Here is a 17,481-nt window from a genome sequence, read left to right as displayed (position 1 = left end):
GGGCCCGGGCAGCCGATCTGCCGGGGGTCAGGAGCTCTTGCCGATCCGGTTGCCCCACAGGGACGCGTCGTCGACGTTTTCCTTGGTCACCAGCGGTGCCGGGAGCTGGTCCTCCAGGATTCCGCCGGGCAGCCGGACGACGGTGCTGTCGTGGTCGGTCGGGCCCGGGCGGAAGGTCTCGCCCGCCATCGCCCGCTTGATGTAGTACATGCCGTACTTGGCGTACTGGTCGGCCGGCTGGGAGACCGTCGCATCGATCTGGCCCTTGCGGATCGCGTCCAGCTCCTGCGAGATGCCGTCGTTGGAGACGATCACGATGTGCCCCGGGCTACCGGCCGCCACCAGCGCGTCGTGCCGCCGGAGCGTGCTCAGCGTGGGAGCCAGGTACACGCCGCCGGACTGCATATAGATGCCCTTGATGTCGGGGTTGGCGGTGTACAGCGCCTCCAGACCGGCCGCCGCCCTCTCCGCCTTCCAGCCGGCGGGAAGGTCCAGCACCTTGATGCGCGGGTAGTTCTTCTTGACGCACGCGCTGAACGACTCCGACCGGTCCCGCCCGTTGACCGATGCCAGGTCGCCCTGGATCTGTACGACCTTGCCCGTCTTCACCGCGTCGCCGATCTGCCGGCAGGCCTTCTCCCCGAAGGCACGGTTGTCGGCCCTGACCACCATCGCGACCTTGCCCTTGTCCGGCGCCACGTCGACGGCGACCACCGGCACGTCCTTGCGCTGCGCGGCATTCAGCCCGGCGACGATCGCCGCGGAGTCCAGCGGGGAGACGACCAGGCCCTTCACGTCCTGGGCGAGCAGATTCTGGATGTCGGTGATCTGTTTGCCCGGATCGGAGTCGGAGTTCACCGTCTGCAGCACCCGGACGTCCTGAGCGGCGGCCTGCTCGGGGATGTAGGAGTCGTACGACTCCCAGAACGGCGAGGTAAGTAGCGGCAGGACCACTCCCACCTGGCCCGAAGCGGTGTCGGTGGTGCTGCTCGTGCCCCCACCGCAGGCGGTGACGGCCGGCCCGCAGCAGAGTGCGAGGGCTGTTCCGACGGCGGCGATGCGTCGCTTCATGGTGCTCGGCTCCGAGTTGGTGGTCAGTGGCCGGTCGGACGGTCAGTCGGTCGGTCGGTCGGTCGGTGGAAGGTCGTGTCAGTGGAGGGTCGTGCCAGTAGGTAGAGGGTCATGTCAGTGGAAGGAGTCCGGATGTCGGCGGATGCCCTGTATCCCTCCGTCCACGGCGAGTGCCGTCCCGGTGGTGGCGCCGGCCAGCGGCCCGGCGAGATACGCGATGGCGTCCGCGACTTCCTGGGCGGTGACCAGGCGGCCGGCGGGCTGGCGGGCGATGAGGGCGGCGCGTTCGGCCTCCGGGTCATCGGAGTGTTCGAGCAGCCGGCGCACCCAGGGGGTGTCCACGGTGCCCGGGGTGACGCAGTTGACCCGGATGCCCTCGCCGATGTGGTCGGCGGCCATCGCCAGGGTCAGCGCGAGCACCGCGCCCTTGCTCGCCGCGTACAGCGCCCGCTGCGGCAGCCCGGCCAGCGCCACGACCGAGCAGGTGTTGACGATGGCCGCGCTGGGGGACCGGCGCAGATACGGCAGTGCCGCCCGGCTGGTGCGGACGATGCCGAGCACATTGACGTCCAGCACGTGGCGCCATTCGTCGTCCGGGTTGTCCTCTACGGTGCCCCGGGCGCCGATCCCGGCGTTGTTGACCAGCACGTCCAGGCCTCCGAACAGGTCCGCAACCCGGCGCACCGCGTCGGTCACGGCTACGGCGTCCCCGACATCGGCCTGTACCGGGTGCAGCCACGCGGGCCCCGGAACGCGGTCGAGCACCGCCACCCGGCACCCCCTCGCCGCCAGGGTCTCGGCGGTGGCCAGACCGATCCCGGACGCGCCGCCCGTGACGACCGCGGTCAGCCCCCGGAACTCCTCCCCGGTGTTCACGCGGGACCGCCCTCGGCCGGGGGCGGTCCGTACGGGACCTGCCAGGCGGCGCCGCCGGGGAACGCGTACGCGGCGAGCGACTCGGGCCGCATCTCCGAGCTGAAGCCGGGGGCGGTCGGGGCCGCGTACCGCCCCCGCACGATCACGGCCGGGTCGAGGAAGTGCTCGTGCAGATGATCCACGTACTCGATGACCCGGTCCTGAACGGTGCCGGAGACCGCCAGCCAGTCGAACATCGCCAGATGCTGCACAAGCTCGCACAGGCCCACCCCGCCCGCGTGCGGACACACGGGGACCCCGAACTTCGCGGCGAGCAGGAGGATCGCCAGGTTCTCGTTGACTCCCCCGACCCGGCAGGCGTCCAGCTGCAGAAAGTCGATCGCGTCCGCCTGGAGCAGCTGCTTGAACATCACGCGGTTGTGCACATGTTCGCCGGTCGCCACCGGCACCGGCGCCACGTCCCGGCGGATCCTCGCGAGACCGAGGATGTCGTCCGGGCTGGTCGGCTCCTCGATCCAGTACGGGTCGAACTCCGCCAGCCGCCGGACCCACCCGACCGCCTCCTCGATCCCCCAGCGCTGATTGGCGTCCAGCGCCATCCGCACCCCGGGGCCGATCGCCGCTCGGGCCGTACGGCACCGCCGCACATCGTCGGCCAGGTCGGCGCCGACCTTGAGCTTGATCTGCCGGAACCCGCTGTCCACGGCCTCCCGGGCCAGCCGGGCGACCTTGCTGTCCGGATAACCGAGCCAGCCGGGGGACGTGGCATACGCCGGATACCCCTCGGCGAGCAGCCGCGCCTCCCGTTCCCCGATTCCGCCCCGCGCCCGCCGCAGAATCCCCAGCGCCTCATCGGAGGTCAGCGCGTCCTCCAGATAGCGGAAGTCGATCAACGCGACCACCTGCTCGGGCGCCAGGTCGGCCAGCAGCTTCCACAGCGGCTTCCGCTCCCGCTTCGCGTACAGATCCCATACGGCGTTCACCACGGCCCCGATGGCCATGTGCACCACGCCCTTCTCGGGCCCCAGCCAGCGCAGCTGACTGTCACCGACGAGCGAGCGGGAGAACTCCCCGAGATCGGACAGGACCTCCCCCACCGGCAGCCCCACCACATGCGGGCGCAGCGCCTTGATCGCCGCCACCTCGACCTCGTTGCCCCGGCCGATGGTGAAGCAGAACCCGTGCCCCTCCAGCCCGTCCCCGGCATCGGTCCGGATGATCACATACGCCGCCGAATAGTCCGGATCGGGGTTCATCGCGTCCGACCCGTCGAGCCGACGCGACGTGGGAAACCGGATGTCGTAGGCGTCCAGCGCCGTGATCCGCCCCCGCGCCGGGTGGGGTGTCATGGCAGGCGGCTCATCGACGTCATCGGGAGGACTCCACAGAATCAGGCCTGACGGCAAGCTCGGGTACCCAAATGACTGTATATCGCCCAAAAGCCTCGGCCGCCTACCGGAGACCTGTGTCTCGGGCGGCTTGGGTGGCGTGGGCGGCACTGCAACAATGCCTGCCGGGAGCCGACGAACCAGCTGCCCCGCATGGGCAGTTCGCAACAGGACAACAGAAAAGACCAGGTCAGAATGGATCTGACCTGGTCTCAGGAAGAGCCGCCTTCGGGATTCGAACCCGAGACCTACGCATTACGAGTGCGTTGCTCTGGCCATCTGAGCTAAGGCGGCGCGCCGTCCACACCATGGTGCGATCAGCAACGTCGGTAAGTCTACACAGTTTCCGAGGGTGCTCCGTACCCGCCCCGGAGGCGGGGGTTCCGGGGCCGGTGGACTCACCTGCGGAGGGTCTATGAGCAGCGCTTTCCCTTGGTCGGCGGGGTCCCCCGGAGGAGGTACGCGTTGATGGTGGAGTCGATGCAGACGCTGCCGCGACCGTAGGCGGTGTGACCGTCGCCCTCGTAGGTGAGGAGGCGGGCGGAAGAGAGCTGGGCGGCCAGGGCGCGGGCCCAGCGGTACGGGGTGGCCGGGTCGCGGGTGGTGCCGACGACCACGATCGGGGCGGCGCCCTTCGCGGTGATGCGATGCGGCTCACCCGTCGCCCCGACCGGCCAGTACGCGCAGTTCAGTGAGGCCCAGGCCAGACCCTCACCGAAGACGGGGGACGCCTTCTCGAACTCCGGCAACGCGTCCCGCACCTGGTCCGGTGAGTTGAACGCCGCGGGGAGGTCCAGGCAGTTCACCGCCGCGTTGGCGAACATCAGGTTCGAGTAGCGGGCGTCGGCGTCCCGCTCGTAGTAGCTGTCGGAGAGGACCAGCAGCCCCGCGCCGTCGTTCTCCTCCATCGCCGAGGTCAGCGCTTCGCGCAGCTGCGCCCAGGCGCCCTCGTCGTACATCGCCGCGATGACCCCGGTGGTGGCGAGGGACTCACCGAGCTTGCGGCCGTCCACGTCTCCCGTGGGGATCGGCCGGGCGTCGAGCTTCTCGAAGAACGCCTTGAGGTTGGTGCCGACCTCGCCCGCCTTCGTGCCCAGCGGACAGTCCGACTGCTGCACACAGTCCCGCGCGAAGGACTGGAACGCCGTCTCGAACCCCGCCGTCTGGTCGAGGCTCGTACGCCGCGCGGGCAGCGACGGATCCAACGCGCCGTCCAGGACCAGTCGGCCCACCCGGTTCGGGAAGAGGCCCGCGTACGTCGCCCCGAGGAACGTTCCGTACGACGCCCCGACGTACGTCAGTTTCTCGTCGCCCAGCGCCGCCCGCAGGATGTCCATGTCCCGCGCCGCCTCGACGGTGGACACATGCCGCAACAGCTCGGGCGAGTCGGCGCCGCAGCCCTCCGCGAACTTCTGGAAGGCGGCGACGAGTTCCTCGGTCTCCTCCTCGTCGTCGGGTGTCGTGTCGGTCTGCGTGTACGCGTCCATGTCGCGCCCGTCCAGGCACTCGACGGGCGCGCTGCGGGCGACGCCGCGCGGGTCGACGGCGACCATGTCGTACCGGGCACGGACCTCGGCGGGGTAGCCGATCCCGGCGTAGGCCTGGAGGTAGCCGATCGCCGAGCCGCCCGGCCCGCCCGGGTTCACCAGCAGCGAGCCGAGCGCCTTGCCGGAGCCGGTCGCCTTCTTGCGGGCGACGGCGAGGCGGACGTCACCGTCGTCCGGCTTGTCGTAGTCGAGCGGTGCCTTCATCGTGGCGCACTCGAAACCGGGCACCCCGCAGCTGCGCCAGCTCAGCTTCTGCCCGTAGTACGGCGAGAGAGCGGCCGGCGTGGCCTTCGGCAGCGCGGCCAGCGCCGCCGCCTCCGCTGTCGAGCCGGCGGAACCGCTCCCCGCGGAGCAGGCCGACACGACCAGCGCGGCGACGGCGAGAAGGGCACCGCCGGTCCGCGAACGCCGGTGACGCGGCGGGGCCATCGGGTGGGCCGGGCGAGGACTGCGCCTGATGTGCATCAACCGAGAGTAACTCTGCGCAGCCGCTCGGTTGCCTTCCGTGCACCTTGCGGCTCGTACGGGGTACCTGGTCAACCTCCTGTTGATCGTGGGCAGTACCGCGGGGCGGTGCCTCAGCCCTCTCTGAGCGCCATCGTCATCGCCTCCACGGCGAGCAGCGGCGCCACATTGCGGTCGAGGGCGTCCCGGCAGCCGGCGATCGCCTCGATGCGGCGCAGCGTCGCCTCCGGGGAGCTGCCGCGGGCCAGGCGCTGAAGAGCCTCCTCGGCGTCCTCGTTGGCGATGGCCACCCGGGAGCCGAGCTGGAGGGCGAGGACATCGCGGTAGAAGCCGGTGAGGTCCGTCAGGGCGAGGTCGAGACTGTCGCGCTGGGTACGGGTCCGGCGCCGCTTCTGCTTGTCCTCCAGGTCCTTCATCACCCCCGCCGTACCGCGCGGCATCCGACCACCCTGGGACGCGCCCATGGCGGTCTTCAGCTCCTCGGTCTCCTTGCCGTCCATCTCCTCGGCGAGCGCCTTGGCGTCCTCGGCGGCCGCGTCCACGAGCTCCTGGGCGGCCTTGAGGCAGCCGCCGACGTCCTCGACGCGCAGCGGCAGTTTGAGGACGGCGGCCCTGCGCTCGCGCGCGGCGGGGTCGGTGGCCAGGCGGCGGGCCCGGTCGACGTGCCCCTGCGTGGCCCGTGCGACGGTCGCGGCCACGGAGGGCTCGATGCCTTCCCGTCGTACGAGAAGGTCGGCGACCGCGTCGACGGAGGGTGTCCGCAGATTGAGGTGGCGGCAGCGGGAGCGGATGGTGGGCAGCACGTCCTCGACGGACGGGGCGCACAGCAGCCAGACGGTACGCGGGGCGGGCTCCTCGACGGCCTTCAGCACCGCGTTGGCCGACTTCTCGTTCAGCCGCTCGGCGTCCTCGACGAGGATCACCTGCCAGCGGCCGGTCGCCGGTGAGGTGTACGACTTGCGGACGGTGTCCCGCATGTCGTCGGCGAGGATCTGCGTGCCGACGGCGGCGACGGTGGTGACGTCCGCGTGCGTGCCGATGAGGGCCGTATGACATCCGTCGCAGAACCCGCACCCGGGGATCCCGCCGAGCGCGCGGTCGGGGCTCACGCACTGCAGCGCGGCGGCGAAGGCCCGCGCGGTCTGCGTCCGGCCGGCTCCGGGCGGGCCCGTGAACAACCACGCGTGCGTCATCTTCGACGCCTCGGGCGGCGGGGTGCCCGTGGTGGCCGCGGTGACGAGCGCGTCGGCGTCCCGAGCGGCGGCTCCGAGCTGCTCGCTCACCTTCTCCTGGCCGACGAGGTCGTCCCAGACGGTCATGGGTGGTGCCGCCCTTTCGTCACGGTCGGGGGTGCTGGGTCCATTGTGCGGGCCGGCACTGACAACAGGGCTCCGTCAGGTGACCGAGGGAGCTGCCTCAGCCCCGGCGTCCCCTGCCCCGGCCCCCACGCTCGTCGCCGAACTCGTCGTCCTCACGCGGGCCCAGCAGCTCGTCCGCCAGCGACGGCAGGTCGTCCAGCGGTGTCTCCTCGGCCCAGTCCGACCGGGCCCGCCGTCGCGGCGCCCCGGTCTCGTCGACCTGAGGCATCTCCCGCGTACGGTCCTCGGTCCCGTCCGGCCCCGCCTGGTCCTCCCGGAAGTACCCCGGCGGCACCCGATGCTCAGGAGCCTCACCCGGCACCGGCGGCAGCACGGCGGTCTCGTCCGCGGCACCCGGCACCACCGGCGGCAGCACAGCCGTCTCGTCGGCCGCACCCGGCACGACGGGAGGCAGCACAGCCGTCTCGTCCGCGGCGCCGGCCGGAGGCTTCGGCAGCTCGGCCGTCACCTCGTTGTCGGCGGCCCCTTCGGCCTTCTCGTCGCGCACCGGCCGCAGCACGGCCGTCTCCTCCACCGGCCCGCCCGACGCGTTCGTCGGCGTCACCACCGGCGTGGGCACGGTCACCGCCTCCGGAGGGGCGACCGCGGGCGGTGCCGGCTTCTTCGGTCCCGCCTCGGCGGCGGCCGCGGCCTGCTCGGCGAGCCGTCGTGCCTCCTCCGCCCGCAGCAGCGCCTCCTCGGCCTTGCGCTGCTTCTCCACACGCCGCGCCTCGGCCTCGGCCCGCAGCCGCGCCTCTTCCTCGGCCTGCCTGCGACGCCGGTCCTCCTCGACCTTGCGCCGCGCCTCCTCCTCGGCCCGCGCCTTCTCCTCGGCGAGGAGCCGAGCCCGCTCCTCCTCGGCACGCTTGCGCGCTTCCTCGGCCCGCAACCGGGCCTCCTCCGCCTGCCGTTCGGCCTCGCGGCGCTGCGCCTCCTCCAGCTCGCGCCGCTTGCGCTCCTCCTCCTCGGCGCGCAGCCGCTCCAGCTGCTCCTGGCGCTCGCGCTCCAGGCGCTCCTCCTCGGCCTTGCGCGCGGCCTCTTCCTCGGCCTTGCGGCGCGCTTCCTCCTCGGCCTTGCGCCGGGCCTCCTCCTGCTCGCGGATCTCCTGCTCGGAGAGCGGCAGAAGCTGGTCGAGCCGATGGCGTACGACGGTCGTGACGGCCTCGGGCTCCTGGCCCGCGTCGACGACGAGATAGCGCCCGGGGTCGGCGGCGGCCAGTGTCAGGAACCCGGAGCGCACGCGCGCGTGGAACTCCGCCGGCTCCGACTCCAGCCGGTCCGGCGCCTCGGTGAACCGCTCGCGGGCGATCTCCGGGGACACGTCGAGGAGCACGGTCAGGTTCGGCACCAGTCCGTCGGTCGCCCAGCGGTTGATGCGGGCGACCTCCGTCGGCGACAGGTCGCGGCCCGCCCCCTGGTAGGCGACGGACGAGTCGACGTACCGGTCCGAGATCACGACCGCGCCCCGCTCCAGCGCGGGCCGCACCACGGTGTCCACGTGCTCCGCGCGGTCGGCCGCGTACAGCAGCGCCTCCGCGCGGTGCGAGAGTCCGGCGCTGGACACGTCGAGCAGGATCGACCGCAGCCGCTTGCCGACCGGTGTCGCCCCCGGTTCGCGCGTCACCACCACCTCGTGGCCCTTGGCCCTTATCCAGTCGGCGAGCGCCTCGGCCTGGGTGGACTTGCCGGCTCCGTCGCCGCCCTCCAGGGCGATGAAGAAACCGGAGGCCGCGGGCGCCGTCACGGGGTCGTCGCCGCCGAGCAGCGCGTCCCGCAGATCGTGCCGCAGCGGCACACCGGAACGGTCGTCGACCTTGGCGAGCACCAGCGCGGCCACCGGCAGCAGCAGGGCGCCGATCAGCATCAGCGTGAACGCGGCGCCGCCGTGCGCGAAGACGAACTTGCCGCTCTCCAGCCGGTGCGGCCCGATCAGTGCGGCCACCAGCGGGGCGATCACCGCGCCGAGCGCGACGAAGACCCGTACGACCGCGTGCAGATGCTCGGTCGTGCGCCCGCGCCGGTAGTCCTCGGCCTCCTGGTCGATGAGCGTGTGCCCGGTGTTGGCGGCCACGCCCGCGCCGGCCCCGGCCAGCGCGACGATCAGGATGACGGTGGTGACGTCGGGGACGAGGCCGGCGGCCAGCAGCGCGACGCCGGTGAAGGCGATCGCCAGCGCGAGCAGCCGGCGCCGCGAGAGCGAGACCAGCACCTTGGGCGCCGTACGGATGCCGACGACGACCCCGCCGGTCAGGGCCAGGACCAGCAGGCCGTACGTCACCGGGCCGCCGCCCAGGTCCTTGGCGTGCAGCACGGCCACGGCGACGGCGGCGGCGACCGCCCCGGCGACGGCCGCGGAGGCCAGCACCAGCAGCGGAAGCACGCCGGTGCGGCCCTTGTCGACGCCGGAGCCCGTCTTGGGGCGGCGCATGCCCTCCAGCGGGGAACGCGCGCGTGGCGTGCGGGTGCCGGGCAGTTCGAGGAAGGTCAGCACGGACAGGGACGCGGCGAACAGACCGGCCGCGACATACGAGGCGAGGGCCGCCTGGTGCTGGGCGAACCAGTCGATCCCGGCGCCCAGAAGGTTGTTGACCAGCGAGGCCGCGACGAGTGCGGCGGCGGCGAGCGGGATCGCCACGAAGCCCGTACGCAGCGACAGGCGCCGCAGCGCGTCCATGTGGTCCGGCAGCGGCCGTACGGTCGCACCCTCCGGCGGCGGGGCCGGCAGCAGGGCGGGCGCCGCGCTCTCGCGGCACACCGTCCAGAAGCGCTCGGCGACTCCGGTCACGAAGGCGGTCACCAGGAGGACCGCCAGTGCGTTGTCCGGCGTCCAGTCGATCCACAGGGGCGCGACGATCAGCGCCAGCGTGCGCACGGCGTCCGCGCCGACCATCGTCCAGCGGCGGTCGAGCGGCCCCTCCGGTGAGGTGAGCGACGTCAACGGGCCGAGCAGCACCGCCCCGAAGAGCAGCGTGGCCAGAATGCGCACCCCGAAGACGGTCGCCACTGCGAACGCCACGCCCCGGTAGCCGCCACCGAAGGAACCCTCGGCGATCGCCGCCTGGAGGGCCAGGACGACCAGCACCAGGAGGGCGAGTACGTCGCCGACACCCCCCACAAGCTGCGCGCTCCACAGCCTCCTGAGCTGCGGTCGGCGCAACAGGGCGCGGACGGCGCGCTCGCGGGAGTCCGCGGCAAGGGCGTCGTCGGGGGCCGGGTGGTGGGCCGTTGGCTGCTCGGCTCGCGTCATGCTTTCAGCCTATCGGGCAGCACCGACAGCCTGCGGCGCCCGTCCGAACGTGCGCACGCCCCGACACCAAACCGATGCCGGGGCGTTCGTTTTGCGAACCCGAGGTGAAGGTCCGCGGCGCGACTCAGTCTTCCGACGCGGCCTTCGAAGCCGCCGCCTTCTTGGTGGTGGTCTTCTTCGCCGTCGTCTTCTTGGCGGCCGTGGTCGTCTTCTTGGCCGCGGTCTTGGCGGCCGTCGCCTTCTTGGCCGGGGCCTTCTTCGCGGGCGCCTTCTTCGCCGTCTTCTTGGCGGGAGCCTTCGCACGCTTCTCGGCGAGCAGCTCGAAGCCGCGCTCCGGGGTGATCTCCTCGACGCTGTCGCCGGAGCGCAGGGTCGCGTTGGTCTCCCCGTCGGTCACGTACGGCCCGAAACGGCCGTCCTTGACCACGACCGGCTTCTCGCTGACCGGGTCCGCGCCCAGCTCCTTCAGCGGCGGCTTGGCGGCGGCCCGGCCACGCTGCTTGGGCTGGGCGTAGATCGCCAGCGCCTCGTCGAGGGTGATCGTGAAGAGCTGGTCCTCGGCGGTGAGGGACCGCGAGTCCGTGCCCTTCTTCAGGTACGGGCCGTAGCGGCCGTTCTGCGCGGTGATCTCCACGCCCTCGGCGTCCTTGCCGACGACCCGCGGCAGCGACATCAGCTTCAGGGCGTCGGCGAGCGTCACCGTGTCCAGCGACATCGACTTGAACAGCGAGGCCGTACGCGGCTTCACGGCGTTCTTGCCGGTCTTCGGAGTGCCCTCGGGGAGCACCTCGGTGACGTACGGGCCGTAGCGGCCGTCCCGCGCGATGATCTGGTGGCCCGACTCCGGGTCGGCGCCGAGCTCGAAGTCACCGCTCGGCTTGGCGAGCAGCTCCTCCGCGAGCTCGACGGACAGCTCGTCCGGGGCGAGGTCCTCCGGCACGTCCGCGCGCTGGTGGCCCTCGGAGTCCTTCTCGCCGCGCTCGATGTACGGGCCGTAGCGGCCGACCCGCAGCACGATGCCGTCGCCCACCGGGAACGACGACACCTCGCGTGCGTCGATCGCGCCGAGGTCGGTCACGAGCTCCTTGAGACCGCCGAGGTGATCCCCGTCACCGTTGCCGGCGACGGCCGCGCCGCCTTCGGTGCCCTCGCCGAAGTAGAACCGCTTCAGCCACGGCACGGACTGGGCCTCGCCCCGCGCGATGCGGTCGAGGTCGTCCTCCATCTTGGCGGTGAAGTCGTAGTCGACGAGCCGCCCGAAGTGCTTCTCCAGGAGGTTGACGACGGCGAAGGAGAGGAAGGACGGGACGAGTGCCGTGCCCTTCTTGAAGACATAGCCGCGGTCGAGGATCGTGCCGATGATCGAGGCGTACGTCGACGGACGGCCGATCTCGCGCTCTTCGAGTTCCTTGACCAGGCTGGCCTCGGTGTAGCGGGCCGGGGGCTTGGTGGCATGCCCGTCGACCGTGATCTCCTCGGCGCTGAGCCGGTCGCCCTCGCTGACCTGGGGCAGCCGGCGCTCGCGGTCGTCCAGCTCGGCGTTCGGGTCGTCCGCGCCCTCGACGTACGCCTTCAGGAAGCCGTGGAAGGTGATCGTCTTGCCGGAGGCGCTGAACTCGACGTCCCGGCCGTCGGCGGCGGTGCCGGCGATCTTCACGGTCACGGAGTTGCCGACCGCGTCCTTCATCTGCGAGGCGACGGTCCGCTTCCAGATCAGCTCGTAGAGCTTGAACTGGTCGCCGGTCAGTCCGGTCTCGGCAGGCGTGCGGAAACGATCACCCGAGGGGCGGATCGCCTCGTGCGCCTCCTGCGCGTTCTTGACCTTTCCGGCGTACGTCCGCGGGGCCGACGGCAGGTAGTCGGCGCCGTACAGCTGGGTGACCTGCGCACGGGCCGCGGTGACGGCGGTCTCGCTGAGCGTCGTGGAGTCCGTACGCATATAGGTGATGAAGCCGTTCTCGTACAGCTTCTGCGCGACCTGCATGGTCGCCTTCGCTCCGAAGCCGAGCTTGCGCGAAGCCTCCTGCTGGAGCGTCGTCGTACGGAACGGGGCGTACGGCGAGCGGCGGTACGGCTTGGACTCGACGGACCGGACGGCGAACTGCGTCTGCTCCAGGGCGGCGGCCAGCGCACGGGCGTTGGCCTCGTCGAGGTGGAGCGTGTTGGCGCCCTTGAGCTGTCCCAGGGAGTCGAAGTCACGGCCCTGGGCGACGCGCTTGCCGTCGACGCTCTGGAGGCGGGCGACGAGGGTCGACGGGTCGCTCGAGTCCCCCGCGCGGCCGGTCGCGAAGGTGCCCGTCAGGTCCCAGTACTCGGCGGACCGGAACGCGATGCGCTCGCGCTCCCGCTCCACCACGAGCCGGGTGGCGACGGACTGGACACGGCCCGCCGACAGACGGGGCATGACCTTCTTCCACAGGACCGGCGAGACCTCGTAGCCGTAGAGGCGGTCGAGGATGCGGCGGGTCTCCTGGGCGTCGACCAGCTTCTGGTTGAGCTCGCGCGGGTTGGCCACGGCGGCCTGGATCGCGGCCTTGGTGATCTCGTGGAAGACCATCCGCTTGACCGGGACCTTGGGTTTGAGCACTTCCTGGAGGTGCCACGCGATGGCCTCGCCCTCGCGGTCCTCATCGGTGGCGAGGAAGAGCTCGTCGGAGTCCTTCAGCAGATCCTTGAGCTTCTTGACCTGAGCCCTCTTGTCGGCGTTGACGACATAGATCGGCTCGAAGTCGTGCTCGACGTCCACGCCGAGCCGGCGGACCTCGCCGGTGTACTGCTCCGGCACCTCCGCGGCGCCGTTGGGGAGGTCGCGGATGTGCCCGACGCTCGCCTCGACGACATATCCAGGGCCGAGATAGCCCTTGATCGTCTTCGCCTTGGCAGGCGACTCGACGATGACGAGTCGGCGGCCGCCCTTTGCGGTCTCGCTGGTCGGGGACAACTTCGCTCTTCTCTCCGGTCGACGCTTGGGGCCTCCCCAGGCGCCTTCATCCCGGGGTCGGGTCATGGTGACGCTGCGGAGTGTGACGGTACATCCCGCCCCCGTGTCAAACGGGAAAAGCCCGCAACGGCCACTCGAACGGTAACCCGACTACCGCCATTCCTGCCGCCCGGAGTGCCCACCGGCTATTTCGAGCCTTACCGGAGGGAGACCTCCCAATTACCGGGACCTCGGCTTTTCCATGATCCTCAGATATGGGTGAGGCACCACGCGCCCAGGCCCAGCGCCACCAGAGCGGCGAGGCTCGCGAGGGTCGCCGATGCGACCGGGTTCACACCGTGTGCGACGGGTTCGCGCTGTCGTACCCGGGCCGCGGTCCACATCAGCAGCCCGCCCCCGAACAGGGCGAACACCGCCCCGGCGAAGATCGCCGGTCCCCTCTCCATGACGCCCCTGCCCCCTTTTGCCCCGGCTGCGTGTGTCCAGCCCCGGGAGGTTGACACGCGCGGGCGGCGGCCAGGCGAACCTGAGGTGAACGCGGGACCGACGCCGCCGGGGGCCGCCCCGGCGCCCCCGTTCACGGCCGGGTGCTCAGACCGATCCGGGCGCGGGTATCTTTCCGGTCGTCTTCTCGTTGTCGGTCCGTCCCACGGTGCACACGGCCTTCTTGAAGCCCTGGTTCCAGTCGTCCTCGTCGGCCACCCAGCCGAACACGGCCCGTTCCGATCCCGGCGCCCAGGTCGACTCGAATTTGTTGCCGCAGAGCTTGGTGGCGTTGTCGGCGCCCTTCTCGTAGTTCATGCCGTCGGGCGCCTGGACGACGCCCACGACCTGGTCGGTGTGGGGTTGCACGCAATCGGTGAGCGGCGCGTTGTAGCCGTCGTCGCCTTCCTCGTAGATCCAGCAGTCGCCGACACTCATCTGACCGACCCACAGGTTGGCGCCCTCGTCGCGGAACCGGCCGACCTCACCGCCTATCGCGGCATGGCGTCCGAGTACGAGACATGCCGTACCGCTGTTGGCCACCGTGAAGCCCTCCTTCGTCGGTACGACGGCGTAGCCGGCCGCGTCCGGCAGGGCGTCGACGACCGCGCGCGTCTGGTTCGCACAGCGCTCGGCGCCCTCGGCGGCCGCGTCCGCGGCGTCGGTGGCCGTGTCGACCGCCACGACCTGACCGTCGGGCCAGTCCTCGGAGCAGCTCACCTTGCCCAGGTTCGGCACGGACTTGAACGGCGTCCCCGACCAGACCGCCTGCACACAGTCGCCGGTCTCCAGCGGCTGGCTGAGTCCGACGACATCGCCGTACGGCAGCACCGGTCCGGTGGGCGGTGCCGAGGACTTGGGCACGCTGGAGGTGGGCGGCTTCTTCGGGGTGGCGGTGTCGTCGCCGTCGTCGCCGGTCAGCGAGACGGTCAGCCAGGTGCCGCCGGCGACGACGAGCACGGCGGCCACGACGAGCGCGACGACGGCGAGCCGCTTCTTGGAAGGCGGGGGCGGTGGTCCGCCGCCAGGCGCACCCGGCCCGCCCGCGCCCCAGCCGGCGCCGTGGGTGCCGCCCGCGTACGGCGGGGTGGGACCGCCGTACGGCGTCGAACCGCCGCCGGTGTACGGGCCGTAGGGTGCGGGACCGCCACCGCCCGCGGAGGGCGACTGCGCGCCGCCGCTCGCGTAGGGCCCTTGCGTGTAGGGGTTGCCGGCCTCGGGCGACTGCTGCGATACGGAGGGCTGCCGCCACGGGTCGTACTGCGAAGGGGGCGCCCCGGCAGGCGTGGCCGGTGCGCCGGGACCGAAGCCCCCGGCTCCCGGGGTCACCGCCCCCGCCGCACCGCCCACCCCCTGGGGTACGCCGCCCGGGGTGTGCGGTGTCTGCGGAGTGCTCGGCGTCGGTGACGCACCCGGTGTCTGGGGTGTCGCCGCCCCGAACCCGGCGGGTGGCGGCCCGAATCCCCCCGGCGCCGCACCGGTCGCCGCGGGCCACGCGGGCGAGGCCCCCTGCACCACCCGCTCCAGCCCCCGCGCCACCGTCTCCGGCGACGACCTGCGCACCGGGTCCTTGACGAGCAACCCCTGGAGCACAGGCGCCAGTTCACCGGCCCGCACCGCGGGCGTCGGCTCCTCCCCCAGCAGTGCCGTGAGGGTGGCGTAGTCACCGTGCCGGTCGAAGGGGCCGCGTCCCTCCACGGCCGAGTACAGCGTCGCGCCCAGCGAGAAAAGATCCGCGGCCGGCGTCGGCGGCTCTCCACGCGCGCGTTCCGGAGCGAGGTAGCCCGGTGTGCCGAGGATGCCCGCCGTGGCGGTGAGCCGGGGTTCGCGGGACTCGGGTTGCAGCGCGATGCCGTAGTCGGTGAGCAGCACGCGCGCGAACGGGTCGCCCGAAGCGTCCGACGCCAGCAGGATGTTGGCCGGTTTCACATCCCTGTGGAGGATGCCGATCCGGTGCCCCGCGGTCAGCGCGTCGAGCACGGCGAGCCCGACGCGGGCCGCCTGGGCGGGCAGCAGCGGCCCTGAACGCCGTACCACCGCCTGGAGGTCGACCGCGTCCGGCACGTACTCCATGACGATCCACGGCAGTCCCTCGTGGACCACGACGTCGTGCACCGTCGCCACGTGCGGATGGCCGCGCAGCCGCGCCGCGTGCCGGGCCTCGCTGCGGGCCCGCGCGATGCGCTGGGCGGGCTCGGCCGCGTCCATCGGCACCTCCGGAAGCGCGATCTCCTTCATCGCGACTTCGCAGGCCAACTCCTCGTCGTACGCGAGCCAGACCCGGCCCATGCCGCCCGCGCCGAGCGACCGCAGCAGCCGGTACCGCCCGTTGATGACCCTGCCTTCGCCTTGATCCGGCGTATCCCCCGCCATCACGCCTCCCCCCGAGACCCGAGACAGCGCGCCTCCCCCGAGGACGCGTGCACTCTGTCTCTCGAAGGTAGCTTCGCACCTGCCACTGACAGGAGACCTTTTCAGGAGCAATCCCACCAGATCAGACACATGGGCCTCAGGGGTACCCGCCCGCCTCAGAGGTCACACGGATCGAGCCTCACGCCGGCTCCAGGAACCCCTGCTCCACCAGCAGCCGGATCTGCGCCGGCGTACGGTCCCGCAGCAACACCGGGTCCTCGCCCACCAGTTGCGCGATGGCGTCCAGGATCCGCCCCGCGCTCAGCGAGCCGTCGCACACTCCGGCGAAGCCCGCGCCGACCGTGTCCACCTTGGTGGCCCGGCGCATCCCGCGGTTCTGCCGCAGCACGACATGCTCCGGGTCCTCGGCACCGGGCAGCCCGACCTGCTCCTGGACGATCTCGGAGGCGAGCCTGAAGTGGCCCTCCAGCAGGGCGGCGTCATCATGGTCCCGCAGGTAGTCGAGGCGCTCGAAGTGCGCCCTGACCGTGTCGCCGAGCGGCTGCTCGACGGGGTGCGGCCACTCCTCGGCGACGACCGAGGGCACGGCGGCCCCCGTCCTGCGCAGGGTGATCCAGCCGAACCCGACGGACTTCACCTTGCGCGCCTCGAACTCGTCCAACCAGGCGTCGTACAGGGCCTGGTACTCGGCCGGGTCGCCCCGATGGTCACCGGCGTCCCTGAGCCACAGCTCGGCGTACTGCGTGACGTCCTGCACCTCGCGCTGCACGATCCACGCGTCGCACCCGCGCGGCACCCACGACCGCAGCCGGTCCTGCCAGTCCTCCCCCTCCACGTGCTGCCAGTTGGCGAGGAACTGCGCGAACCCGCCCTCGTTCAGCCGCTCCCCCGCCTGCTGAACGAGCGACCGGCACAGATCGTCCCCGCCCATCCCGCCGTCCCGGTACGTCAGCCGCGCACCCGGCGAGATCACGAACGGCGGGTTCGAGACGATCAGGTCGTACGTCTCCCCGTCCTTCACCGGCTCGAACAGCGAGCCCTCCCGCAGCTCGGCCGCCGGGGCGCCGGACAGCGCCAGCGTGAGCCCGGTGATGTGCAGCGCGCGCGGGTTCAGATCGGTCGCCGTCACGCGCGTGGCGTGCCGTGCGGCGTGCAGTGCCTGGATACCGGAGCCGGTGCCGAGGTCGAGAGCGGCGGAGACGGTCCTGCGGACGGTGATGCCCGCGAGGGTCGTGGAGGCGCCGCCGACGCCCAGGACGACGCCCTCGGCCCGGCTGCCGATGCCTCCGGCCCCGCCGACGGCGCACCCCAGGTCGGACACGATGAACCAGTCCTCGCCGTCGGGTCCGCCGTACGGCCGTACGTCGACGGCCGCGGCGACCTCGTCCGAGCCGGCGCGCACCAGCCACCCGCTCTCCAGACACGCGTCCACGGGCAGCACGCCCGCCACGCGCGCGTGGAGCACTGGCTGCTGCAACAGGAAGAGCCGTACGAGCACCTCCAGCGGCGTGTCCCCACGGGTCGCCCGCAGGGCGGGCACGGTCTCGCTGCGGGCGAGCGCCGCGTACGCGGGGCCACCGAGCAGTTCGAGCAGCCCGTCGGCGGTGAAGGAGGCGCCCAGAAGGGCGTCCCGCAGACGCGCGGCGACGTCGGGGCGGTCGACGGAGGGCAGAGGGGCAAGGCTGGCGTTACTCACCACCCCATTGTGAACCGGCGCCGCGGGCGATGCCTA

10 protein-coding genes and 1 tRNA gene are annotated in these 17,481 nt (G+C 72.0%); all 11 read right to left on the bottom strand.

The window, feature by feature from the left end; all coding sequences use genetic code 11:
• Positions 1 to 27 precede the first annotated feature (27 nt).
• The 11 genes from ACIOHP_RS06905 to ACIOHP_RS06855 all read right to left on the bottom strand — a co-directional run bounded on the left by ACIOHP_RS06905 (position 28) and on the right by ACIOHP_RS06855 (position 17,445).
• Complete coding sequence (locus ACIOHP_RS06905; protein WP_401883992.1) at positions 28 to 1,071, bottom strand: sugar ABC transporter substrate-binding protein; 1,044 nt, start codon at positions 1,069 to 1,071, stop codon at positions 28 to 30.
• A gap of 114 nt (positions 1,072 to 1,185) precedes the next feature.
• Positions 1,186 to 1,947 (bottom strand): SDR family NAD(P)-dependent oxidoreductase, encoded by a 762-nt coding sequence (locus ACIOHP_RS06900; RefSeq protein WP_401883990.1) that lies wholly within the window; start codon positions 1,945 to 1,947, stop codon positions 1,186 to 1,188.
• Positions 1,944 to 3,296, bottom strand: a complete 1,353-nt coding sequence (locus ACIOHP_RS06895) for an L-fuconate dehydratase (RefSeq protein WP_401883988.1) — start codon at positions 3,294 to 3,296, stop codon at positions 1,944 to 1,946. Before ACIOHP_RS06895 ends, ACIOHP_RS06900 begins: the two co-directional genes overlap by 4 nt.
• Positions 3,297 to 3,555: 259 nt before the next feature.
• Positions 3,556 to 3,629, bottom strand: a tRNA-Thr gene (locus tag ACIOHP_RS06890).
• Between the two features lie 119 nt (positions 3,630 to 3,748).
• The gene (locus tag ACIOHP_RS06885) at positions 3,749 to 5,347 is read right to left on the bottom strand and encodes an alpha/beta hydrolase (RefSeq protein ID WP_401883986.1); all 1,599 of its coding nucleotides are present in this window, start codon (positions 5,345 to 5,347) and stop codon (positions 3,749 to 3,751) included.
• A 113-nt stretch (positions 5,348 to 5,460) separates the two neighbouring features.
• Entirely contained in the window at positions 5,461 to 6,666 is a 1,206-nt protein-coding gene (locus ACIOHP_RS06880) for a DNA polymerase III subunit delta' (protein WP_361484471.1), read from the bottom strand.
• A 97-nt stretch (positions 6,667 to 6,763) separates the two neighbouring features.
• On the bottom strand, positions 6,764 to 9,952 hold the full coding sequence (tmk, locus tag ACIOHP_RS06875; RefSeq protein ID WP_401883984.1) for a dTMP kinase: 3,189 nt from the start codon (positions 9,950 to 9,952) through the stop codon (positions 6,764 to 6,766).
• Positions 9,953 to 10,076: 124 nt separating this feature from the next.
• Positions 10,077 to 12,893 (bottom strand): type I DNA topoisomerase, encoded by a 2,817-nt coding sequence (gene topA / locus ACIOHP_RS06870; protein ID WP_401883982.1) that lies wholly within the window; start codon positions 12,891 to 12,893, stop codon positions 10,077 to 10,079.
• Positions 12,894 to 13,141: 248 nt separating this feature from the next.
• On the bottom strand, positions 13,142 to 13,339 hold the full coding sequence (locus ACIOHP_RS06865) for a hypothetical protein (RefSeq protein WP_401883980.1): 198 nt from the start codon (positions 13,337 to 13,339) through the stop codon (positions 13,142 to 13,144).
• 145 nt (positions 13,340 to 13,484) lie between these two features.
• Positions 13,485 to 15,749 (bottom strand): serine/threonine-protein kinase, encoded by a 2,265-nt coding sequence (locus ACIOHP_RS06860; RefSeq protein ID WP_401883978.1) that lies wholly within the window; start codon positions 15,747 to 15,749, stop codon positions 13,485 to 13,487.
• 178 nt (positions 15,750 to 15,927) lie between these two features.
• Positions 15,928 to 17,445 (bottom strand): class I SAM-dependent methyltransferase, encoded by a 1,518-nt coding sequence (locus tag ACIOHP_RS06855; protein WP_361552877.1) that lies wholly within the window; start codon positions 17,443 to 17,445, stop codon positions 15,928 to 15,930.
• Positions 17,446 to 17,481 lie beyond the last annotated feature (36 nt).

Source organism: Streptomyces sp. NPDC087859 (genome assembly GCF_044742595.1).
GTDB classification, from domain to species: domain Bacteria; phylum Actinomycetota; class Actinomycetes; order Streptomycetales; family Streptomycetaceae; genus Streptomyces; species Streptomyces canus_F.
The sequence above is the reverse complement of the archived record's forward strand: the minus strand, read 5'-3'. Positions and strand labels throughout refer to the sequence as shown.